This window comes from Caballeronia telluris (genome assembly GCF_001544495.1).
Lineage (GTDB): Bacteria > Pseudomonadota > Gammaproteobacteria > Burkholderiales > Burkholderiaceae > Caballeronia > Caballeronia telluris.
Genome location: NZ_FCNZ02000017.1, coordinates 94,067 through 116,685, shown reverse-complemented (window position 1 = coordinate 116,685; position 22,619 = coordinate 94,067). Strand labels below are relative to the sequence as shown.

Annotated in this window: 23 protein-coding genes; 10 read left to right on the top strand and 13 right to left on the bottom strand. The window is 65.9% G+C overall.

Annotated elements, in window-relative coordinates:
- From pbpC to AWB66_RS21610, 3 genes are all read left to right on the top strand, one after another.
- A complete protein-coding gene (pbpC, locus tag AWB66_RS21620) occupies window positions 1-2,244 on the top strand; it encodes a penicillin-binding protein 1C (RefSeq protein WP_087632218.1) in 2,244 nt (747 codons plus the stop codon).
- Window positions 2,245-2,474: 230 nt separating this feature from the next.
- Window positions 2,475-3,044, top strand: a complete 570-nt coding sequence (locus AWB66_RS21615; RefSeq protein ID WP_087632217.1) for a ComEA family DNA-binding protein — start codon at window positions 2,475-2,477, stop codon at window positions 3,042-3,044.
- Between the two features lie 257 nt (window positions 3,045-3,301).
- A complete protein-coding gene (locus AWB66_RS21610) occupies window positions 3,302-3,748 on the top strand; it encodes a YidB family protein (RefSeq protein WP_087632216.1) in 447 nt (148 codons plus the stop codon).
- Between the two features lie 60 nt (window positions 3,749-3,808).
- On the opposite strand, the gene AWB66_RS21605 is transcribed toward AWB66_RS21610, so the two are convergent.
- The 4 genes from AWB66_RS21605 to AWB66_RS21590 form a co-directional block, all read right to left on the bottom strand.
- Window positions 3,809-5,164, bottom strand: coding sequence for a HipA domain-containing protein (locus AWB66_RS21605; protein ID WP_087632215.1), 1,356 nt, complete (start codon window positions 5,162-5,164; stop codon window positions 3,809-3,811).
- A complete protein-coding gene (locus tag AWB66_RS21600; protein ID WP_087632245.1) occupies window positions 5,157-5,471 on the bottom strand; it encodes a helix-turn-helix domain-containing protein in 315 nt (104 codons plus the stop codon). The genes AWB66_RS21605 and AWB66_RS21600 overlap by 8 nt, the downstream gene beginning before the upstream one ends.
- 231 nt (window positions 5,472-5,702) lie before the next feature.
- Complete coding sequence (gene clpB, locus AWB66_RS21595) at window positions 5,703-8,300, bottom strand: ATP-dependent chaperone ClpB (protein WP_087632214.1); 2,598 nt, start codon at window positions 8,298-8,300, stop codon at window positions 5,703-5,705.
- Between the two features lie 114 nt (window positions 8,301-8,414).
- Entirely contained in the window at window positions 8,415-8,900 is a 486-nt protein-coding gene (locus AWB66_RS21590; RefSeq protein WP_087632244.1) for an Rrf2 family transcriptional regulator, read from the bottom strand.
- A 304-nt stretch (window positions 8,901-9,204) separates the two neighbouring features.
- On the opposite strand from AWB66_RS21590, the gene AWB66_RS21585 reads away from it, so the two are divergent.
- Window positions 9,205-9,747, top strand: a complete 543-nt coding sequence (locus AWB66_RS21585; protein WP_087632213.1) for a group III truncated hemoglobin — start codon at window positions 9,205-9,207, stop codon at window positions 9,745-9,747.
- 7 nt (window positions 9,748-9,754) lie between these two features.
- Here the strand turns inward: AWB66_RS21585 and moaE are convergent, their stop codons facing one another.
- The 3 genes from moaE to AWB66_RS21570 are packed head-to-tail and all read right to left on the bottom strand — an operon-like array spanning window position 9,755 to window position 11,761.
- Entirely contained in the window at window positions 9,755-10,234 is a 480-nt protein-coding gene (moaE, locus tag AWB66_RS21580; protein ID WP_087632212.1) for a molybdopterin synthase catalytic subunit MoaE, read from the bottom strand.
- A gap of 1 nt (window position 10,235) precedes the next feature.
- Window positions 10,236-10,493 (bottom strand): molybdopterin converting factor subunit 1, encoded by a 258-nt coding sequence (moaD, locus tag AWB66_RS21575; protein ID WP_087632211.1) that lies wholly within the window; start codon window positions 10,491-10,493, stop codon window positions 10,236-10,238.
- Window positions 10,494-10,516: 23 nt separating this feature from the next.
- Window positions 10,517-11,761, bottom strand: a complete 1,245-nt coding sequence (locus tag AWB66_RS21570) for a molybdopterin molybdotransferase MoeA (RefSeq protein ID WP_087632210.1) — start codon at window positions 11,759-11,761, stop codon at window positions 10,517-10,519.
- 151 nt (window positions 11,762-11,912) lie between these two features.
- Between AWB66_RS21570 and AWB66_RS21565 the strand changes: the two genes are divergently transcribed.
- From AWB66_RS21565 to AWB66_RS21540, 6 genes are all read left to right on the top strand, one after another.
- Window positions 11,913-12,458 (top strand): NUDIX hydrolase, encoded by a 546-nt coding sequence (locus AWB66_RS21565; protein WP_087632209.1) that lies wholly within the window; start codon window positions 11,913-11,915, stop codon window positions 12,456-12,458.
- Window positions 12,459-12,469: 11 nt separating this feature from the next.
- The gene (gene aat, locus AWB66_RS21560; RefSeq protein ID WP_087632208.1) at window positions 12,470-13,201 is read left to right on the top strand and encodes a leucyl/phenylalanyl-tRNA--protein transferase; all 732 of its coding nucleotides are present in this window, start codon (window positions 12,470-12,472) and stop codon (window positions 13,199-13,201) included.
- A 120-nt stretch (window positions 13,202-13,321) separates the two neighbouring features.
- Entirely contained in the window at window positions 13,322-14,152 is an 831-nt protein-coding gene (locus AWB66_RS21555) for an arginyltransferase (RefSeq protein WP_087632207.1), read from the top strand.
- 106 nt (window positions 14,153-14,258) lie between these two features.
- Window positions 14,259-15,281 carry a quinone-dependent dihydroorotate dehydrogenase gene (locus AWB66_RS21550; RefSeq protein WP_087632206.1) on the top strand — a complete coding sequence of 341 codons (1,023 nt, stop codon included), beginning with the start codon at window positions 14,259-14,261 and terminating at the stop codon, window positions 15,279-15,281.
- Window positions 15,282-15,380: 99 nt separating this feature from the next.
- Window positions 15,381-16,172, top strand: coding sequence for a cystine ABC transporter substrate-binding protein (locus AWB66_RS21545; RefSeq protein ID WP_087632205.1), 792 nt, complete (start codon window positions 15,381-15,383; stop codon window positions 16,170-16,172).
- A 119-nt stretch (window positions 16,173-16,291) separates the two neighbouring features.
- Window positions 16,292-16,951 (top strand): amino acid ABC transporter permease, encoded by a 660-nt coding sequence (locus AWB66_RS21540; protein ID WP_087632204.1) that lies wholly within the window; start codon window positions 16,292-16,294, stop codon window positions 16,949-16,951.
- A gap of 70 nt (window positions 16,952-17,021) precedes the next feature.
- On the opposite strand, the gene AWB66_RS21535 is transcribed toward AWB66_RS21540, so the two are convergent.
- The 6 genes from AWB66_RS21535 to AWB66_RS21515 all read right to left on the bottom strand — a co-directional run bounded on the left by AWB66_RS21535 (window position 17,022) and on the right by AWB66_RS21515 (window position 22,263).
- A complete protein-coding gene (locus AWB66_RS21535; protein ID WP_087632203.1) occupies window positions 17,022-17,759 on the bottom strand; it encodes a hypothetical protein in 738 nt (245 codons plus the stop codon).
- A 146-nt stretch (window positions 17,760-17,905) separates the two neighbouring features.
- On the bottom strand, window positions 17,906-18,883 hold the full coding sequence (locus AWB66_RS21530) for a Gfo/Idh/MocA family protein (RefSeq protein ID WP_087632202.1): 978 nt from the start codon (window positions 18,881-18,883) through the stop codon (window positions 17,906-17,908).
- Between the two features lie 139 nt (window positions 18,884-19,022).
- Window positions 19,023-19,760: a FadR/GntR family transcriptional regulator gene (locus AWB66_RS21525; protein ID WP_087632243.1), complete on the bottom strand. Its 738-nt coding sequence runs from the start codon at window positions 19,758-19,760 to the stop codon at window positions 19,023-19,025.
- Window positions 19,761-19,891: 131 nt separating this feature from the next.
- Window positions 19,892-20,242: a hypothetical protein gene (locus AWB66_RS33485; RefSeq protein WP_143328355.1), complete on the bottom strand. Its 351-nt coding sequence runs from the start codon at window positions 20,240-20,242 to the stop codon at window positions 19,892-19,894.
- 220 nt (window positions 20,243-20,462) lie between these two features.
- Complete coding sequence (locus tag AWB66_RS21520; protein ID WP_087632201.1) at window positions 20,463-21,608, bottom strand: glycosyltransferase family 4 protein; 1,146 nt, start codon at window positions 21,606-21,608, stop codon at window positions 20,463-20,465.
- A gap of 121 nt (window positions 21,609-21,729) precedes the next feature.
- On the bottom strand, window positions 21,730-22,263 hold the full coding sequence (locus AWB66_RS21515; RefSeq protein ID WP_087632200.1) for a GNAT family N-acetyltransferase: 534 nt from the start codon (window positions 22,261-22,263) through the stop codon (window positions 21,730-21,732).
- Window positions 22,264-22,619 lie beyond the last annotated feature (356 nt).

The following is a 22,619-nucleotide window of genomic DNA, read 5'->3' as shown; positions in this document are numbered from 1 at the left end:
ATGAAACGCGCCGCGCGCCTCGTCATCGGCTGCATCGCGTGCGTGTTCGCGATGAACGCGCACGCGTATCCGAGCTTCGATGAAGTGCGCGCCAACTGGCGCAGTTCCGACTGGGTGCTGCTCGACCGCGAAGGCGTTCCGCTGCAGCGCGTTCGCATCGACAAATCGGCGCGGCGCGGCGACTGGGTCGCGCTCGCGGACATCTCGCCGGCATTGCGCGAGGCGATCGTCGTGTCGGAGGACAAGCGCTTCTACGAGCATGGCGGCGTCGACTGGCGCGGTGCCGCGGCGGCCGCGTGGGCGAACCTGTGGAACACGAAAACGCGCGGCGCATCGACGGTCACGATGCAGCTCACCACCCTCATCGACGACGAAGGCCGCCGGCCCGGGCGACGCTCCGTCGGCGAAAAGGCGGAGCAGACGGTCGGCGCGCTGTGGCTCGATCACGCGTGGCGCAAGGATCAGATTCTCGAGGCGTATCTAAATCTCGTGCCGTTTCGCGGCGAGATCGTCGGCTTGTCGGCGCTTTCGCAGACCTTGTTCGGCAAGGCGCCTTCCGGGCTGAACGAACGCGAGGCGGCGCTCGCCGCCGCGCTCGTGCGCGCGCCGAACGCGCCTTACGCGAAGGTCGCGGCGCGTGCCTGCGCGATCCTGCGCGACATGCGCGCGCGCGAAGACTGCGCGAACGTCGAAAGCTACGTGCAGTTGACGCTCACGCGCACCGCCTCCGCGCCCGCGCTGTCTTCCGACTACGACGCGCTCGCGCCGCATTTCGCGCGGCGCGTCGCGGGCGAAATGCATCCGGCGGCGGGCGCGCGCGTGCCATCCACGCTCGATGCACGGCTGCAACGCTTCGCACGCGACACACTGTCGCGCACGCTGACCGAGCTGAACGCGCGTGCGGCGCCGCGCAATGTCCACGATGGCGCGGCGATCGTCATCGACAACCGCAGCGGCGACGTGCTGGCGTGGGTCGGATCGGCGGGCGGTTTCTCGAACGCGCCGGAAGTCGATGCGGTGCTCGCCGCGCGGCAGGCCGGCTCGACGCTCAAGCCGTTTCTCTACGCGCAAGCCATCGACGAGAAGCGGCTGACCGCGGCCACGCTGCTCAACGACGCCCCGCTCGATCTCGCCACCGGCGGCGGTCTTTACATTCCGCAGAACTACGATCACGACTTCAAGGGCTGGGTGAGCGTGCGCACGGCGCTCGGCTCGTCGCTGAACGTGCCGGCCGTGCGCGCGCTCGTGATGGTCACGCCGCATCGTTTCGCGAAAACGCTCGTGGCGCTCGGCCTGCCGCTCACGGAGGCCGGCGACTACTACGGCTTCAGCCTCGCGCTCGGCAGCGCGGACGTGTCGCTGTGGTCGCTCACCAATGCGTATCGCGCGCTCGCGAACGGCGGCGTCGCCGGCTCGACGCGCGACATCGCAAGCCAAGCGGCGCCGGCGCCGGGCACGCGCGTGTTCAGCCCGCAAGCGAGCTTCATCGTCACCAACATCCTCGCCGACAACAACGCGCGCACGCGAACATTCGGCTTCGACAGCGTGCTTGCGACGCGCTTTTTCAGCGCCGTGAAGACCGGCACCAGCAAGGACATGCGCGACAACTGGGCGATCGGTTTTTCGTCGCGCTACACGGTGGGCGTATGGGTCGGCAACGCGGACGGCGCGCCGATGTGGGACGTCTCCGGCGTCACGGGCGCCGCGCCCGTCTGGGCCGCGCTAATCAACTACCTGCATCGAAGGACGGCGAGCCGCGAACCGGCTGCGCCCGAAGGCGTCGTGAAAACGCGCATCGCGTATCAGGACGGCATCGAGCCGGCGCGCGACGACTGGTTCGTGCGCGGCACGCAGATGACGACCATCGCGCTTTCCGCGACAGCCGGAGCGCCGGCATCAAATCGCGGTGCGCCGAAGATCGGCTCGCCCACCGACGGCACCATCTTCGCACTCGATCCCGACATCCCCGCGAGCGCGCAGCGCGTCTGGTTCGAGCGCGCGGGCGGCGCGCACGACGCGACGGCCTGGCAACTCGACGGCCGCCGGCTCGCGCGGACATCGCGCATCGCGTGGCTGCCGTGGCCCGGACGGCACACGCTCGAACTCGTCGACGTCAACGGCGCCGTGGTCGACCACGTCGGTTTCGAAGTGCGCGGCGCATTCGCGAAAACGCCGCAAGCGACGAAAAAGCCGTTGCGCGATCCGTCACGATCCGCCAGTTCCCCGGCAAATCCGGCGCAATGACGGCGCAAAGAACATCGGGAGCACGAAGTTTTGGTGTCGTCGTCGTGGACACGTCATCCCGTCGTGCGTCGGTAACGTTAAATATTGTGCGTCCGCGCGATGCCGGCCCGATGGTCAGGCAGAATGCGGCCGGTTATCGTCCGGGACGGTTTTTATCCTATGCTTAACGGCACCGATCGACTTCGCCCGCCCGACTTTCAATCTAGCTCTCTCTTTCTGGAGTGCCTGTCATGCTGAAAAAGCTTCTGATGTTGTGGGTTGCAATCATGCTGTCGATCGGCGCCGCGTTCGCGGCCGTCGATGTGAACACCGCCGATCAGGCGGCGCTCGAGTCCGTCAAGGGCCTCGGGCCCGTGAAGTCGAAGGCGATCATCGACGAACGCACGAAAAACGGTCCATACAAGGACGCCGACGACCTCGCCACCCGCGTCAAGGGACTGGGCACGAAGTCCGTCGCTAACCTGGAGACGGCGGGCCTGACCGTCGGCGGTTCGTCCGCGCCGCCGACCGGCAAGACCGCGACGCGTCCTTCGTCCACGACGGGCGCGGCTGCGTCGAACTCGACGGTCAAATCGTCGACAGCGGCGACCGCCGCGACCTCGCCCGCCGCAACGACCGCGACCACGCCAGCGACCGCGCCGGCAAACGCGCCGGCCGCATCGGGCACGAAGGCGACCAAGGCATCGAAGAAGGAAAAGGCTGCCGCCGCCGACGCCGCTTCGGGTGCGAGCGACGCAAAGCCGTCCAAGTCGAAGAAGAAAAAGGACAAGGCCGCGAGCGCCGCAGCCGCGAGCCAGTAACGCGACAGCATCGACGGACCCTCAACAGCGAACTGCAAGCGCTTCGAATCGAATCGAACCAATCAGCGGGCCGGCACTCGATACCGAGGTGCGCGGCTCGCGAAGCCGGATCGTTCAATCGGCGAGCAGCGACCGCGCAGCAGCATCATTTTCGTCGTCCGCGCGCGGACGGCGCCTCCCGCTGCGACCTCGCGTGCGCGATCCGCACGCGGCGTCGCGGCGGCATCCAACCCGCGTCACCTCGTAATGAGACAGCCATGAGCCTACTCGATTCCCTCGCATCTTCCCTCGGCAAATCGTCGCCTGAAGGCGGCGGCGGTTCCTCCGCCCTGATCGCCGTGGCAATGGAATTCATCAACAACCAGCCGGGCGGCCTCTCCGGCCTGATCCAGCGCTTTCACGAACACGGTGCGGGCGACGTCATCTCCTCGTGGATCGGCACCGGCGAGAACAAGCCGATCAGCCCCGATACCGTGACCAACGTGCTCGGCAACGAGCAAGTGGGCGCGCTGGCGCAGAAGGCCGGCGTGTCGGGCGATCAGTTGTCGGGCATGCTGGCGGCCGTGCTGCCGAACCTCGTCGATCGCGCGACGCCCAACGGCGAAGTGCCCCCCGAAGGCAAGCTGGACCTGACCAGCGTGCTGGGTTCGCTCGGCGGCCTGGCGGGCCTCTTCGGCAAGAGCGAAGGCGACAAGAACGCCTGAGCACGCGTTCGTTTCGATGCCTGCACGACGCCGCCCGCGCGACAAGCGCCGGCGGCGTTTCTATTTGGCGAGCTTCTTCACCATGTCCGCGATGATCGTATGACGGATCACGCGCAGGCACGTCAATTCGCCGCCGAGCGTCGCGGCGAGCGCTGGATTGCCGCCGAGCAGCACGGCGTTCTCCTCTTCGACTTGCGCGTACAGGTCCGCGGCCGCCTTCACGATGCCGTCGACGAGCGCATCGAGCAGCCGTTCGGCCGTCTTGCGCGCGATGCCGAGCACGTCGGCGGCGCGCAGCATCAGCGCGCGGTCGAAGTCGACGTAGTGGCGCGCGTCGAGCACGTCCCACGCGAACGACGCCCGCGCGGGCCAGTCGCTCTTTTGATAAGACGGCGTGCCGTACGCGGCGACGCTCAACAGGTCGTAGAACGGCGCGAGCTGGATACCGTCGTGCGAGACGAGAAAGCTCAGATTCTTCAGATGCGCGTCCGAGTTGCCGACCAGCACGTTGAACACGAGCCACGAAAAGAGCCGCGTGCGCGCGGACGCCTGATTGCGGCAGCGCGCCGCGATCGCCGCAAGTTGCGCGACGCTGCCCTGCTCGTACTTGAAGGTGCGCGCGAGATCGAGCAACTGGCAGGCGTCGATCGAATGGCGGCGGCGCCAGGCGCCCTCGCGCTTCTCGCGATCGAAACGGTCGACGAGATACACCGGCGACGGCACATAGCGCCGATGCACCGCCGGCACGTCGAGCCGCATCTTCGCCGCGAGCTTCATTACGAACCATTCGTTGATGACGGAATGCGGATAGTCGTCGGTGTCCTGATGGTTCGGCTTGAGGATGTGCGTCGACGGCGTTTGACCGGCCGGCTCGAACAGTTCGTTGCCGCGCAGGACGACGGCGAGTTTGTGCTGCGCGCCCGCGAGCGACATCCGCTTTAACGCGTCGTGCGTGAGCGGCACGCGCGGCAACGCTTCGATGCGCGCCTGCAAGGCGTCGTCGGTGAGGCGGCGTTCGGCGATCGCGCTCTCTGGCGGCGCGCCCGGCGGATAAAGCGTGACCGATCCCGCCGATTCCGCGCCGTAATGCGCGAGCAGCGCGAAGGCGTCGGCTTCGTTGCGGATCGCGGCGTCACGGGCGAGCAGCGTGCGCTGGCCCTCTTCGGGCAGCAGGTTGTCGAAGTACCACTGGACCGGGCGACGCGTGCTGCCGTCGCGACAGGTTTCGTCGGCGAGCGGCAGCGCCGGGCTCAGCGCGTAGTTGTCCGCGCGCTCGCGCCATGCCGGGAGATAGGTGAAGGACCAGATGTCGTCGTCGGCGACGAGCGTGCCGACGACGACGTCGTTGATGCTCGCGATCAGGCGGCGTCCGGCGGTGCGCGCGGCCGTGCCTTCGGCTTGCTGCTGTTCAGCCATCCGTTCGCTCCCGCGCCGCCTTGCGCTTTTCCGCGCGCTCGACGCGGGCATAGCGCTTTTGCTCCTCGCCTGCGAAGAGTTCGGCGGCGGCGTCAGGAATATCGACGCTCACACGCACGCCCAGCCCTTCCAGCACCTGAAAAAGTTTGCCCCAGTGCACGCTTTCCGCGCCTTTTTCGACTTTGCCGAGAAAGCTCTCGCTCACGCCGATGCTGCCTGCGGCGTCGTCCTGACGCAGACGCTGGGCTTTGCGCGCGGCGCGCACTGCGACGCCGATGTCATGCGATTCGATGAGATCAATTTTCATGGATTGAATCCGTGTGATCGCAAGGATCATAGCAGCCGTTCGACACGGTTTGCAATTTATCCATTCGATCAGCGGGTTTTTTTGATGAGCCTCGAATATTGCATGAATTCGTTACGATCGCACGGATTAACCCCAGCCGCTTCAGTCACGCGCAATAATCCTTTCGCTCACACGGATTGAAAAAAAGGCGGTGGATCGCTCCACCGCCTCCCAGACTGCCGACCGCTTCGTTCAATGCACGACGCGATCGAACACGAACTGCCCTTCCCGCACGTCGACCGGGATCACGTCCTTCGGACCGAACTTGCCGGCCAGAATCAGCTTGGCGACGGGGTTCTCGATCTCCTGCTGAATCGCGCGCTTCAGCGGCCGCGCGCCGAAATGCGGGTCGTAGCCGACCTTGCCGATCTGTTCCAGCGCGGCGTCGGACACGTCCAGTTGCATGTCGAGCTTCGCGAGCCGGTCGTGCAGGCGCTCCAGCTGAATCCGCGCAATCGACTGGATATTGCTGCGGTCGAGCGAATGGAACACGACGACATCGTCGATCCGGTTCAGGAACTCGGGCCGGAAATGCAGCTTCACCTCTTCCCAGACCGCGTCCTTCACCGCTTCGTGCGGTTCGTCGACCATCGCCTGGATCACCTGCGAGCCGAGGTTCGACGTCATCACGATCACCGTGTTCTTGAAGTCGACCGTGCGGCCCTGGCCGTCCGTCATGCGGCCGTCGTCGAGCACTTGCAAGAGCACGTTGAACACATCCGGATGCGCCTTTTCGATCTCGTCGAGCAGGATCACGCTGTACGGCTTTCTCCGCACCGCTTCGGTCAGATACCCGCCTTCCTCGTAGCCGACATAACCCGGCGGCGCGCCGATCAGCCGCGCGACGCTGTGCTTCTCCATGAACTCGCTCATGTCGATGCGGATCAGGTGGTCCTCCGAGTCGAACAGGAACGCGGCGAGCGCCTTGCACAGTTCCGTCTTGCCGACGCCCGTCGGCCCGAGGAACAGGAACGAGCCATACGGCCGGTTCGGGTCCGAGAGACCCGCGCGCGAACGGCGGATCGCATCGGCGACGGCGCCGATCGCTTCGTTCTGCCCGATCACGCGCTCATGCAGCTTGCCCTCGATCTGCAAGAGCTTTTCGCGCTCGCCCTGCATCATCCGCGAGACAGGAATGCCGGTGGAACGCGACACGACTTCCGCGATTTCCTCCGCGCCGACCTGCGTGCGCAAGAGACGCGGCCGCGTCGGATTGTTCTGCTCCGTGGCTTCGGCCTGCGTGACCTGCTTCAGACGCGCCTCAAGTTCCGGCAGCTTGCCGTACTGCAATTCGGCGACCTTTTCGAGCTTGCCTTCGCGCTGCAAACGCGTGATGTCCGCGCGCACTTTCTCGATCTCTTCCTTCAGGAGCGCGCTGCCCTGCACCGTCGCTTTCTCGGCGGTCCAGATTTCCTCCAGGTCGGAATATTCGCGGTTGAGCCGCTCGATTTCCTCTTCGATCAGTTGCAGACGCTTTTGCGACGCTTCGTCCTTTTCCTTCTTGACGGCCTCGCGCTCGATCTTCAGCTGGATCAGTCGACGGTCGAGCCGGTCCATTTCTTCCGGCTTCGAATCGATTTCCATCTTGATCTTCGACGCCGCTTCGTCGATCAGGTCGATCGCCTTGTCGGGCAGGAAGCGGTCCGTGATGTAGCGATGCGACAGTTCCGCCGCCGCGACGATCGCCGGATCGGTGATATCGACGCCGTGGTGCAGCTCGTACTTTTCCTGCAAGCCGCGCAGGATCGCGATGGTCGCTTCCACCGACGGCTCGTCGACGAGCACCTTCTGGAAGCGCCGTTCGAGCGCCGCGTCCTTCTCAATGTACTTGCGGTATTCATCCAGCGTGGTCGCGCCGACGCAATGCAGCTCGCCGCGCGACAGCGCCGGCTTCAGCATGTTGCCCGCGTCCATCGCGCCTTCGGCCTTGCCCGCACCGACCATCGTGTGGATTTCGTCGATGAAGACGATGGTCTGGCCTTCGTCCTTCGCGATGTCGTTGAGCACAGCCTTCAGCCGCTCCTCGAACTCGCCGCGATACTTCGCGCCCGCGAGCAGCGCGGCCATGTCGAGCGAAAGCACGCGCTTGTTCTTGAGCGTTTCCGGCACTTCGCCATTGACGATGCGCTGCGCGAGCCCTTCGACGATCGCCGTCTTGCCGACGCCCGGCTCGCCGATCAGCACCGGGTTGTTCTTCGTGCGGCGCTGGAGAATCTGGATGGCGCGGCGGATTTCGTCGTCGCGGCCGATCACGGGGTCGAGCTTGCCGGAGCGCGCGCGCTCCGTCAGGTCGACGGTGTATTTCTTGAGCGCTTCGCGCTGGCTCTCCGCGTCCTGGCTATTGACCTGCGCGCCGCCGCGCACCGCGTTGATCGCGGCTTCGAGCGCACGGCGCGTGAGGCCGTGCTGCTTCGCGATGCGGCCGGTTTCGCCCTTGTCGTCGGCCACCGCGAGCAGGAACATTTCGCTCGCGATATAGGTGTCGTTGAGTTTTTGCGCTTCCTTGTCGGCGCTGTTGAGCAGGCCGGCCAGATCGCGGCTGACCTGCACGTTGCCGTCCGTGCCGCGCACTTGCGGCAGGCGCGTGATGGCGTCGTTGAGCGCGGTTTGCAGCGCCTGCACCTGCACGCCCGCGTGCGACAGCAGCGAACGCGCCGAGCCGTCCTGCTGCGCGATCAGCGCCGCCAGCAGATGCACCGGCTCGATGTACTGGTTGTCATGGCCGACCGCGAGACTTTGCGCGTCGGACAGCGCTTCCTGGAACTTCGTGGTTAGTTTGTCGATTCTCATTATTGAGACCTCCAATTCGGAATGTGTTCAAAATGAGGCGATTTTCGGCGCTTTCAAGCGTCTAAATGCGTGTCTCGCGCATTTTTCTCGACTTTCGACAAAACCGGGCAGCGCCTAACCGTGCGCCGAGGCCAGCGCGCTGCGGCCGGACGGCATCAACCGCACGATGCCGAGGAGCCCGGCCAGTTCGTTCGCCGGTTGCGCCAGTTCGCCGATCGTGTGCCGGTCCAGCTCCGCGAGGAACGCATCGCGAGCGGCGGCGAAGGCGCCCTTCAGCCGGCAATGCGCCTGAATCACGCAATGGCGATGCGCATCGTCGTCGGAGAAACAGCCGACGAGCGCAAAATCGTGCTCCGTCTTGCGCACGATTTCGCCGATCGTCAGCGCGCCCGAACGTTCGTTCAGTCTGAGTCCGCCATTGCGCCCGCGCACGGTCTCGATCCAGCCGAGTTCGCCGAGCCGCTGGACGACCTTCATCAAATGATTCTTGGAAATGCCGTAAGCGTCGGAGATTTCCTGGATCGTCGTGAGCCCTTCCGTGCGCACGGCGAGGTAGAGCATGACGCGCAACGAGTAATCGGTGTAATCAGTGAGTCGCATGGTTCGATGCACGCGCGACGGCGCGATGAGGCAAAACGACGAGGAAACCGGGCGCAAGCGGTAAGAAAACGCTCCGGCGAAGCGCAAGGGAAGCTGCAAATCCGCCGGAAGCCGCCTTGCGCAGGAGGGATAATGGCGGGGCCGGCGGCAATCGGCGGCTAGAATGCGTTGCCGCCGACCGGATCGCGCGCGAGCGCCATTGGTCAGGCGACATTGTGCGTCAGATCGCGCCCCGCCGTCACCCTCCGCGCGACGTGGCTCGCGGTGCCTGCCCGCGCGAATTCCCCGAATCACCGTCAAGATCATGAACCAGCGAAACGACGCCGCCGATCCATCCCCGCGCCACGCGCAAGCCGACGAAACCAATATCCGCGCGCTCGTGGAAGCGTTTTACCGACGTGTCGACGACGATCCGCTCCTCGGCCCGATCTTTTCGCGGGAACTCACCGGCCGCTGGGACGACCACCTCGCGAAAATGACGACCTTCTGGTCGAGTCTCGTGCTGGGCTCGAAGCAATATCGCGGGAACGTGCAGGAGGCGCACCGGCCGCTCGGCGATATCGAGCCGCAGCACTTCGCGCGCTGGCTGTCGCTGTTCCTGGATACGGTGGAATCGCGCTACGAGCCGGCCGCGGCCGTGCTCTTCATGGAGCCGGCGCTGCGCATCGCGCAGAGTCTGCAACTGAGCAAATTCGGCTGGGATTACCGGATTCCGGACGCGCAGGTCGACTTGCTCGCGGCGCTCAAGCGCCTGCGCACCGGCGACGCCGCGCCCGATCTGCCCGCGCGCGGCAACGGCGAACCGTTCCCGGCGACCTTCGTCGGGCGCGGCAAGAGCGAAGACTGAGCGGCGTTCAGTCCTGGTGCGCGTCGTCCGCCGCGACGTTCCAGCGCTTCAGGGCGGAATCGTCGGATTCGCGCGCATCGACCCAACGCTCGCCGGCTTCCGTCTTCTCCTTCTTCCAGAACGGCGCCTGCGTCTTCAGGTAATCCATCACGAACGCGCACGATTCGAACGCCTCGGCGCGATGCATCGCGGTCGTCGCCACCAGCACGATCTGGTCGAGCGGTTTGAGCACGCCGACACGATGCACGATCAGCACGTCGGAGCCCGGCCAGCGCTCGCGAGCCTGTCGCGCGATCGCTTCGAGCGACTTCTCGGTCATGCCGGGGTAATGCTCCAGCTCCATCGCTTCGACCGCGCTGCCTTCGTTCAGATCGCGCACGGTCCCGACGAAGCACGCCACGGCGCCCACCTTCGGATTCTGCGCACGCAACGCAGCGACCTCCGTGCTGAGGTCGAAATCGGCTTCCTGCACCCGAACGACGCTCATCTCAGCCACCCGTGACCGGCGGGAAGAACGCGACTTCGCAGCCTTCGGTGATGCGCTGCGCCGGGTCGGTCATCACGTGATTGCAGGCCATGCGCAGCGCGCGCCCTTCCGCGAGCGTTTCCGCCCACGCGCCGCCGCGCGCGCGCAGCCAGGCGCGCACGTCGCCGACGTTGACGATGCCGTCCGGCACCTCGACGCTCTCGTTCGCGACGCCGAGCGCTTCGCGCACGCTCGCGAAAAACCTCAGTTCCACTTTCATGTTTGCCTTTGCCTTTGTTCCTTTCAGCGCATCAGTTCCGAGAACGGAACGAAGCGCACGATCTCGCCCGCGCTGATCGCATGATTCGGCGGATTGTCGATGAGGCCGTCGCCCCAGACCGTCGAGGTCAGCACCGCCGAACTCTGGTTTTCGAAGACGTCGAGCCCGCTTGCGTCGTTCACCCGCGCGCGCAGGAATTCGTTGCGACGATCGCCCTTTTTCTGCGTGAAGTCGGCGCGCATCGAGTAGACGCGCGGCGCGACCGCCTCGACGCCCGCGAGCCGCAGGATGAACGGCCGCACGAACAGCAGGAACGTACAGAAACTCGACACCGGATTGCCCGGCAGGCCGATGAAGAACGCCTCTTCGGCCCCGCCTTCGCCTTCCCTTTCGCTCCCCCGCCGCACCGCGCCGAACGCGAGCGGCTTGCCGGGTTTCATCGCGATCTGCCACATCGAGATGCGTCCTTCCGCCTCGACCGCCGGCTTCACGTGATCCTCCTCGCCGACGGACACGCCGCCGCACGTCAGGATCAGGTCGTGCTCGCGGGCGGCCTGGCGCAACGTGTCGCGCGTCGCGTCGAGGCGGTCAGGCACGATGCCGAGGTCGGTCACGTCGCAATCGAGTTTCGCAAGCAGCGCGCGCAACGTAAAGCGGTTCGAGTTGTAGATTGCGCCGTCCTTCAGCGGCTCGCCGGGCATCGTGAGTTCGTCGCCGGTGAAAAACACCGCGACGCGCGTGCGCCGCACGACGTCGAGCCGCGCGCAGCCGACCGACGCCGCGAGTCCGAGCGCCTGCGGCGTGAGACGCGTGCCGGCGGGCAGGATCACCGAACCCTTTTTGATGTCCGCGCCCTGCCGCGTGATCCATTCGCCCGCCGCCGGGGCCGCTTCGAAGGCGACGCGGCCGTCGTCGGACACGCTCGCCATTTCCTGCATGACGATGGCGTCGGCGCCGGGCGGCACGGTCGCGCCGGTGAAGACGCGCGCCGCCGTGCCCGTCGCGAGCGGCGCGGCGACGTGCCCGGCGGGCACGCGCTGCGAGACCGCCAGCGCCACGGGCCGCGCTGTCGAGGCCTGCGCCAGTTCGGCGCTGCGCACGGCGTAGCCGTCCATCGAACTGGTGTGCATGGGCGGCACGTCGAGCGGCGAAACGACATCGGCGGCGAGGACGCGACCGAGCGCATCGAGGGTGTCGATGGACTCGACGCCATCGACCCGCCGGGCGGCGGCGAGCAGGATGCCGAGCGCTTCGGCGGTAGCGAGCATCGGCGGACGTGAGGCGGGTGTGGACATGGAATCGGATGCGAGGCGCGCGGCGCGTGATGATCGATCCGTTCATTGTAGCGACAAGCGCCGGGGCCCAAGCGAAGGCCCCTGCGGTGATACACTCCCACCACACTTTCCTCCTCCTTTTTCCATGAAATTCTGTTCCGTCTGCGGCCACGAGGTCAGCCTGAGCATTCCGCCCGGCGACAACCGCGAACGCTTCGTGTGCGGGAGTTGCAACACCGTCCACTATCAGAATCCGCGCAACGTCGTCGGCACGGTGCCGGTCTGGGACGACAAGGTGCTGCTCTGCCGCCGCGCGATCGAACCGCGCTACGGCTACTGGACGCTGCCCGCGGGCTTCATGGAAATGGACGAGACCACGAGCGAAGGCGCCGCGCGCGAAACGCTGGAGGAAGCGGGCGCGCGCGTCGAGATCCAGAGTCTTTTCACGCTGCTGAACGTGCCGCACGTGCATCAGGTGCATCTGTTCTATCTCGCGCGGCTGCTCGACATCGATCTCGATCCCGGCGAGGAAAGCCTGGAAGTGCAGCTCTTCGCCGAAAGCGAGATCCCCTGGGACGAGATCGCGTTCCCGACCGTCGGCCAGACGCTGCGCTTTTTCTTCGCCGACCGCGCTGCCGGCACCTATACGCTGCACACCGGCGACATCTTCCGCACCCTGCGCGACGGCTGACGGAGCCGAACATGGTCCCGTGGCTCGCCTCCGACGATCCGTTTCCGCCGGTCGAGCGTGCGCTCGGCGCGTCGAGCGGCGCGCCGGGCCTGCTCGCCGCGAGCGCCGACCTCCTGCCCGCGCGTCTCATCGACGCCTATCGGCACGGCATCTTCCCGTGGTACTCCGACGGCCAGCCGGTGCTCTGGTGGAGCCCCGATCCGCGCATGGTCCTCGTGCCGCGCGAGTTCAAGCTGTCCGATTCGCTGAAGAAGACGTTAAAGCGCGTGCTGCGCGAGCCGCAGTGGGAAGTGCGCGTCGACCACGATTTCGCCGCCGTCATGCGCGCCTGCGCCGAGACGCCGCGCGAGGGCCAGCGCGGGACGTGGATCACCGCCGACATCGTCGAGGCGTATTCGACGCTGCATCGCGCGGGCGACGCCCACAGCATCGAAACGTGGTTCGACGGCGAGCGGGTCGGCGGTCTTTACGGCGTGTCGTTCGGGAAGATGTTCTTCGGCGAATCGATGTTCGCGCACAAGAGCGATGCCTCGAAAATCGCGCTCGCGGCGCTCGTTTCGCACTTGCGCCGCCATGAAATTGAGATGATAGACTGTCAGCAGAACACGTCGCATCTGGCGTCGCTGGGCGGCCGGGAGATCCCGCGCAAGCGCTTCGTGGCGCACCTGCAAGGCGCGGTCGAGAAGCCGCCGATCCCCTGGCACTTCGACAAATCCGTCCTTCGCGATTTGCTCGCGCGGTAGGATTGCCGGACGCCAAGCGCACCCGGTGCGACGATGCATGACTCGATGACCGCCGCGCGGCGATGAGCCATCGCGCGACGTGTTTGTGACCGAGAGTAGACGCTTCCGAGAGCCGCCAACGTGACTCACCCCAACGAGCTGCCGCTTTCACCGCTTTCCGCGCTGCAATTCTATGCAACGGCGCCCTATCCTTGCAGCTATCTGGAAGGGCATGTCGCACGCTCGCAAGTCGCCACGCCGAGCCATCTGATCAACTCCGACGTCTATACCGAACTCGTCAAGGCGGGCTTCCGGCGCTCGGGCGTGTTCACCTATCGTCCGTATTGCGACGGGTGCCGCGCGTGCGTGCCGGTGCGCGTGCCGGTCGAGCGCTTCGCGCCGAACCGCACGCAGCGGCGCGTCTGGAAGCAGCACGGCGAGCTGATCGCGAGCGTCGCGCCGCTTCACTACGATGAAGAACATTACGCGCTCTACATGCGCTATCAGTCGGCGCGGCACGCGGGCGGCGGCATGGACCGCGACAGCCGCGACCAGTACGAGCAGTTCCTGCTGCAAAGCCGGATCAATTCGCGGCTCGTCGAGTTCCGCGAGCCGGCGCATCCGGGCCATCCGGACGAACCCGGCGAACTGCGCATGATCAGCATGATCGACATCCTCGGCGACGGGCTCTCGTCGGTGTACACGTTCTTCGAGCCGGGACTCGCGCGCACCAGCTTCGGCACCTACAACATCCTCTGGCAGATCGAACAGGCGAGGAGCCTCGACCTGCCGCACGTCTATCTCGGCTACTGGATCCGCCAAAGCGAAAAGATGGCGTACAAGGCCAATTTCCGCCCGCTGGAAGGGCTCGTCGACGGCCAGTGGTCGCTGCTCGATCCCGCGACGATGCATTCCGCCGGCACCCCGCCGATGCCGGGAAAGATGCCGCGCGAGCAACGCAGCGGGCGGTAGGACGCCCGGACCCGCGCAATCGGACGATTCCGCATCCGGCCAGCCGCGTCGCCCAAAGGGGCTAAAATAGCCGGTTTCAAATTTCGCCGTCGCCGGCTCCCTCCTCGTGTTCAGTTCACTCTATCCGCTCGCGCGCGCGCAGCTCTTTCGCATGGACGCCGAAGACGCCCACCATCTGACGCTGCGCATGCTCGGCGCCGCCGGGCGCACCGGGCTCGCGGGCATGCTCGCGAAGCAGTTGCCGGACTCGCCGCGCACCGTGATGGGTCTCACGTTCCGCAATCCGGTCGGCCTCGCGGCGGGTCTCGACAAGGACGGCGCGTGCATCGACGGGCTCGCCGCGCTCGGCTTCGGCTTCATCGAGGTGGGAACGGTCACGCCGCGTGCGCAGCCAGGCAACCCGCGCCCGCGCATCTTCCGGCTGCCGGAAGCGAACGCGCTCATCAACCGGATGGGCTTCAACAACGGCGGCGTCGATCAATTCGTCGCGAACGTGCAGGCGGCGCGCTATCGCGGCACGCTCGGGCTGAATATCGGCAAGAACGCCGACACGCCGATCGAGCGCGCCGCCGACGACTATCTCTACTGCCTCGAACGCGTCTATCCGTTCGCGAGCTATGTGACGATCAACATCTCGTCGCCGAACACGAAGAACCTGCGCCAGTTGCAAGGCGCGGACGAACTCGATTCGCTGCTCGGCGCGCTGAAGGACAAGCAGCAGCGTCTCGCCGACATGCACGGCAAGCTCGTGCCGCTCGCGCTGAAAATCGCGCCCGATCTCGACGACGAACAGATCAAGGCGATCGCCGGCACGCTCCTGCGTCACCGGATCGACGGCGTGATCGCGACCAACACGACGCTCTCGCGCACCGCCGTCACCGGCATGCCGCACGGCGAGGAAGCCGGCGGCCTGTCGGGCCGGCCGGTCTTCGACGCGTCGAACGAGGTGATCCGCAAGCTGCGCGCAGAAGTCGGGACGGACGTGCCGATCATCGGCGTCGGCGGCATTTTCTCGGGCGCCGACGCGCGCGCGAAGCTCGCGGCGGGCGCATCGCTCGTGCAGCTCTACACCGGCCTCATCTACCGGGGACCCGCGCTCGTGACCGATTGCGTCGAGGCGCTCGCGTAATATAGAAATAGACAAACGGTATTTAAGGGACGATTGCATTCTGCCTATCATCGCTCCACTTGAATTCCTACCGATTCCAACCCAGAGGTATCGAAAACAATGAAACTGTCTCTGCTCAAGAAAGTGCTGGTCGCCGGGCTGATCGGCGCGTCGCTCTCGGCCGTCGCGCACGCCGAAGACCTGCTCGACACCGTCAAAGCGCGCGGCACGCTGCGCGTGGGGCTCGAAGGCACGTTCCCGCCGTTCAATTCGAAGTCGCCGCAGGGTGAACTCGTCGGCTACGACGTCGACATCGCGAAGGCCGTCGCCGCGAAGCTCGGCGTGAAGCCGGAATTCGTCACGACGGAATGGAGCGGCATTATCGCGGGCCTGCAGGCGGGCAAGTTCGACGTGATCGTGAACCAGGTCGGCATCACCGACGCGCGCAAAGCGACGCTCGATTTCTCGCCGGCGTACACGTACTCGAACGCGCAACTGATCCAGCGCAAGGACGACACGCGTGAATTCAAGTCGCTCGACGAACTGAAAGGCAAGAAGCTCGGCGTCGGTCTCGGCACGAACTACATGGACATGGCGAAGGCGGTGCCGGGCATCGACGTGAAGACGTATCCGGGCGCGCCCGAATACCTGCGCGATCTCGCCGCCGGCCGGCTGGACGCGGCGCTCAACGACCGCCTGATGCTCGCGTACCTGATGAAGAACTCGCAGTTGCCGCTGCGCACGGGCGCGAACCTCGGCGCGGGCAATCCGTCGGGCATTCCGTTCAAGAAGGGCAATCCGAAGTTCCAGAAGGCCATCGACGATGCGATGACCCAGCTCGAACAGGATGGCACGTTCACGAAGATCTCGCAAAAGTGGTTCGGCATCGACGTGACCAAGCCCGCCAAGTAACGCGTCCCGCAGATCCCGAGGGCGGCGCCGGCAAGCGGTGCCGCCCTTCTCTTTTCCGTGCCCGGTTTATGATGTGCGCTTTCTCGCACCGCGCCATTGCCGGCTAACGTCCCACGTCCATGTCCACGACCTCCCTGCTCGTCCAATCCGCACCGGTCCTCGCGCAAGGCGCGCTCCTGACGATCAAGTTCGCGGTCTATTCGATGTTCTTCGGCCTGATCGCGGCCGTCGTGCTGGCGCTGATGGGCATCAGCGAAAACCGGGCGTTCACCGCGGCCGCGCGCTGCTACGTGAGCGTGATGCGCGGCACGCCGCTGCTCGTGCAGATCTTCGTCATCTACTATGGGCTGCCGAGCCTCGGCATCTCGCTCGAACCGACGCCTGCGGGCGTGATCGCGCTGTCGGCGAACGTCGCGGCGTACCTGTCGGAAAGCATGCGCGGCGCGATTCTCGGGATCCATCGCGGACAGTGGCTCGCGGCTTTCAGCCTCGGCCTGTCGCGCACGCAGACGCTGCGCTACGTGATCGCGCCGCAGGCGCTGCGAATCGCGGTGCCGAGTCTGTCGAACAGCCTGATCAGTCTCATCAAGGACACGTCGCTCGTCTCGGTGATCACCGTGACGGAGCTGTTGAGAAGCGCGCAGGAAGTGATTGCGGCGACCTATCAGCCGCTGCCGCTCTATCTCGCGGCGGCGTTCGTCTACTGGGTGCTGTGCAGCGTGCTCGAACTGGTGCAGCGGCGCGTCGAGCGGCGTCTCGCGCTGCCGGGAAGGCACTGAGCGTGCAACGCTTCATCGCGACCCACGCAAAGCCGCCCGCCTCGGGCGGCTTTTTCGCATCCGGATGCCGTTATCGCGTCGCGCTGAGATAGAACGCGCCCGTGCGCTGCGGCGTGACGCCGACGAAGGTCAGTTGCCCGTTGATCACCGTCGACTCGATCGGCAGCGACACGCCGTTGCCGATCGCGCAGGCCGCGCTGGTGAAGGTGAGCGTGCCGTCGAGGACGTGCTTGCCGGTCGAACGCGGCCTGACGCTGCCGGTGAACGTGCAGCCGCCTTGCTGGCCGGTCAGCGAGCCGTCGGCGGCGAAGTTGACGGTCGTCATCACGGGCACGGTGTTGTGCCAGGTGCCGAGCACGTCGGCGACGGCGAGCGGCGTGTCGTACACCGTGTTGTAGTTGCCGTTGAACTGCAGCGTGCCCGGCGTGGTCGCGGAAAACGACGTCTTCGCGAGGAACGTGCCGTTGACGGCCGTCGCCTGCACCGCGCCGCTGCTTGCGAAGACGACCGCCGCCGGATCGGTGAACGCGCCGTCGGTGGCGGTCATGATGCCCTCGACGAGCCACGTGAAAAGTCCGCTCGACGTGTAGACGCTGAAATACTGGCCGTTCTCGAGCACGAGCGTCTGGACCGAAAGACCGTTGTTGGTCGCGCCGCCCCAGATGCCTTCGGGCAGCGCATGCGAGGTTTTCTTGGCGCAGCTCTTGTTGAGGTTTGCGTCGGTCGTGCAGACCTGGTCGCTCGAACCGCCTCCGCACGCGGCGAGGACGGGCAAGGCGAGCAGCATGAGTTTCGACAGGATTTTCATAGGGACGTGAATTCGGCGTTGGCTTCGCGAGCGGACGAAAGGGAACATGAGCCAGCGTTCGCAAGCGAACGCGGCCCCGGTACGCGAAGTTAACGGCGAGCCCGACGCAAACTTGATGCGGGCTATCCCGCATGACCCTTCGCGCTTCAGTCCGTCTCGAAAGGGAAACGCAGGCCGAGGTCGCGGCGCGCGGCATCGGTGATGGCGATCATGCGCATCGAGGTGGCGTGCGGCATCAGCGGGCTTTCGATCGCGCCCGCGCGCAGCAGTTCGCAGAAGTGCGCGGTCTCGTAGTTGAGGCCGCCGCCTTTGAACGGCGCATCGAGTTCGACCTTGCGGCCGTCCAGATAGGTGACGGTTGCGCGGGCGGGATTCCACCAGTTCTCGTGGATCGTCACGGTGCCGCCGGTGCCCGCGATCAACGCATCGCCGCGGCCCTGCAGGTCGAGCCCGCAGAAAAGCTGCGAAATGCCGCGCTCGTGGCGCACGTTCAGGCTCGCGAAGGTATCGACGCCGCTTTCGCCGATGCGCCCGATCGTCTGCACGTCGAGCGCTTCGCCGAGCCAGTCGACGGCGAGAAACGCCTCGTAGATGCCGATGTCGAGCAGCGCGCCGCCACCGGTTTCCTTCGAAAACGAAGGATGCGTCGAGGGCACGTTCGCGATCGAGCAACCGGCGCGCACGAGCCCGATCTCGCCGATGGGGTCGGCCGCCAGATGCGCGCGCAACTGCGTGTAGAGCGGATAGAACGGCGGCTTCATGGCTTCCATGAAGAGCCGTTTAGCGGCGCGCGCGGCGTCGATCATCTGTTGCAGGCAGCGCGCGTTGACGGCCGCCGGCTTCTCGCACAGCACCGGCTTGCCCGCAGCGAAGGCACGCAGCGCGTAATCGGGATGGCTGTCCTGATGCGTCGCGATATAAAGCGCGTCGATCTCGCCGAGCATCGCGTCGAATTCGACGGCGCGCGCATTGAACGGCGCCGCGAGCGCCCGGGCGGACTCGATGCGCCGCGACGCGACGCAGGCGAGTTCGGCGCCCGGCACGTGCGCAAGTCCTTCGGCGAACCGCCGCGCGATCCGTCCCGCGCCGACGATGCCCCAGCGGATCGTGGTGTCGTTGGTCATCTGTATTCCGGTGCTCCGTTTGGCCTGGTCGGTGGCATTGTGCCTGAAGCACACGCGCTGCCCGAGCGACGCGCGCCCAAACGAAAAACCGGGGCAAGCCCCGGTTCATTCACAGCACCGCCCGACGCTCGAACGCGTCTCAGGCCGACGCCCCGATCGGCGGATTCGCACCGCTTCGTTCGAGCGAGAACGCACGCCCCACTTCCTCGGCCGCCATGTCGATCAGCTCGCGCGTCGCGCGCTCGGCGCCCTGGGCGTCCTTCGCCTCAATCGCCTCGACCACGCTGCGCTGCGCCGCGAGCGTCGCTTCCCGCACCGACTCGATGCCGTCCACGATCGGATTGACCGTCACCAGCGCGCCGCGCACGATCGCGGTCATCTGGCGGAAGAACTGGTTGCCGCTCGCCCCGACGATGCGCGTGTGCAGCGCCTCGTCGGCGGTCTGGTATTCCGGTTCGCCGACCTGCAGGCGTTCGAGCGCGTCGAACGCATCGCGGATGCCGGCGACCTCCTCCGGCGTCGCGCGCACGGCAGCGAGCGCGGCCGCGCGCGGCTCGATCAGCATGCGGAATTCGATTACATCGCGGAGAAACATCTGATCCGGCTTGGCACGAAAGCGCCAGCTCACCACGTCCTCGTCGATCAGCCGCCAGTCGCTCATCGGGCGGATGCGCGTGCCGGTCTTCGGTCTCACGTCGAGCATATGGCGGGCGAGCAGCATGCTGAGCGCCTCGCGCATCACGGTGCGGCTGACGTCGAATTCCTTGGACAAAATGTCCTGTGGCGGCAGTATCGCGCCATATTTCTGCTCGACGATGCCGGAGACGAGCCCGTCCATCACCTTCGCCACCAGCGACCGCTCTTTGTTCTCATCCATCACGCTTCTCCCCTTGCGCATGACCGTAGCCGTATGCCTCTCGCGCATCGCCTTCGCGCTTCCCAAGCTGCGAAAAGCTCGGCAAGGGCCCCCAAAGGGCATTTGCCGTGCTTGATACGTTGCGTCTTCGCTCAGTCGAAATCCAGTTGGGAAAGTCCTGACAGGGTATTCCCTCTCGATTCGTCCTCGATAGCGGTCGTCCGCACATATCGCCCCGCGCTCTTTGTGTACCCACCGCGACCTTCCCTCCCGCTCTCTGCCCGCTCACATTGGAAGCGACGCTCGGAATCGTCGGCTTCATCGGCTTCAACAGCCTCCTTTGTCGCGCGCGCTTCGTCGGATGAATCGCGGCGATCATCCGCACACGCGCCGCCTTTCGTCAGTGAAACTGAAGAAAGGCGGCGCGTGATGTTCCGCTTGGCGCGAGGACCCTCGAATCGTTTCGGAAATCGAATCGGTCTGGCGTTCATTTGACCAAGCATCCCGTGGTCCTTCTGTGCGCACGCGAACGCTTTGGCTTGCAGAGCGACGTATTGTCTGCTCACGTGCGCCCGCGGACGGTGCGGGCAATGCCGCGCAAACGATTTCGAGCCGCCTGAATGCAAAACGGCGATCCGTCAGGATCGCCGCATGATTCGATGCCGCGTCGTCGCCTGGGTCCGGACAGCGACGATGGCGCACGCTCAAGCGCGGGATGTCGGCTCATATCGCACCGTCCGGAGCGCGACGCGCGCCCTGCGCCGCGCGTCGCTCGTCCATTGCCGCGCGCTCGGCGAGCGTGCGCTGGTAGATCGCCATGTACTCGCGGGCGACGCGCTCGACCGACAGGCCGTCGAGATTGCACTTCGCGCGCGCGCCGAGTTGCGCCCGCGCGTGCGTGTCCATCAGGAGCCAGCGCAACTTGGCGGCAAGCTGCTGCGGCTCGCCCGCATCGACGAGCACGCCCGCCGCGCCGCCTTCGAGCAGTTCCGGAATGCCGCCCGCGCGCGTGCCGACGATCGCGCAGCCCGCCTCGCGCGCTTCGATGATCGCGAGCGGACACGGATCGGCGTGCGACGCGAGCGCGAAGACGTCGGTCTGAGCGAGATACGGGCGCGGGTCCGCCACGAAGCCGGCGAAGTGGACCGAATCCGCGATGCCGAGTCCCGCGGCGAGCTCTTCCATCGACAGGCGATCGGGACCGTCGCCGACCAGGTACAGGTGCGGCTCCTTCATGAACTCGGGCGCATCGCGCGCCTCCGAGCGCACCTGGGCGAACGCGTGCAGCAGGTCCGCGATACCTTTTCTTCTGAACATGCCCGCGACCGAAAGCACGTTGGGGTGCTTGAGACGCACCGGCCGCGCGGTCGGACGGCAGATGAGGCGCGGCGCATCGACGGCGCCGTTTCTCACGACGGAAAGCCGTTCGGGCAGCATGCCGTGCTCGACGAGCGATTTCGCGACGGCCTCGCTCACCGCGACCATGCGGTCGCCGCAGCGCACGATCGACGGGCTCTTCTGGAATTCGTGATGCACGGTCGTGACGAGCGCGAAGCGCCGCCGCATGCCCGCGAAGCGCGAGACGAGCGCGCCCGTCATCATGTGCGCGTGAACGATGTCGGGATCGAAGCGATCAATGAGACGATTGAAGCCCGCGACCATCGACGGCACACGCCACGGTTGTCGCGACTGTTGCAGCAGCACGTGATTGATGCCGTGGCGCCGCAGGAGCGGCTCGAAGCCTCCGCCCGACGACGCCACCACCACGTCATGGCCCGTGCGTGCCTGCACGCAGGCAAGGTCCACCATCATGTTGACGGTGCCATTGCCGATCGTTTGCGCATGGTTGGCGAGGTGGACGATTTTCATGAGGTCCGGTTCGAGGGACGGGGATCGGCGTGGATCGTAGGGGTGAATCGTGGCTCGGATCGCGTCGCGGCTCGCCTTGGGCTCCGGTGAGTGCTGCCTTGTGATGTTGCGGCGACGGTGCTCAGAGCAGCTCGAAGGTATCGAACGTACCCGCGCGCACCGCCAGTGGTTTCGCCGCGCCCGCGGTATCGCGCGACTGGCGGCTTTTTCTCGTCAGTCCAATGAACGGCATGCCGTGCTCGAGGAACGGACCTTCCGTCTTGCGAAAGCCGAAGGCTTCGTAGAATTCGCGCAGGCTCACGGGCGCGGCGACCCGCACACGACGGCCCGGCCAGCGCTCCGCTGCTACCGCGAGCACGCGTTCGATGAGCACTTCCGCCGTCCCGTCGCCGCGCCGAAGCGGACTCGTCAGGATCTTGTCGACCACCACTTCGGGATCCTCGACATCGCCTTCGTGAATGCGCGCATACGCGAGCACGGGCATCGGCCGCATCATGTCTTCGGTGGCGAACACATGCACGGCGGTTTCGTCGCGGCCATCGGCATCGAGATGCACGTGTGACTGTTCGACGACGAACACGGCACTGCGCGCGCGCAAGATGAGATACAGCTCGCGAGCGGTGAGTTGTTCGAAGTCCAGTGTTTTCCAGTTCATCAATTGGGTCTCCAGGCAGACGGCTTCAAGCCGACGTTGCGACGTTCACACGTTACGTCCCGGGGAGGCGTTAATCAGTGCGCCATCGCACCGACGCTCCGGCATGCGGATTCGTTAAATAAGGCCAGCCACACATGACGTCGCGGGGAACGACGTCATCGCGGCAGGCATCTCATGCATGCGGGCTTTGTGATCGGACAGCGCGGCTTCGCACATCGTTCACGTATGACATAAGCACTTGCCTGCCACGCATTCGAACGTGCATCGGCGATTGCGTCCTGCCGCTCGCGCGACCCTCACCGACATGGGAAAATCCACATGAATACCGCCACCGATGCAGGCAGCGTCGTGTACGC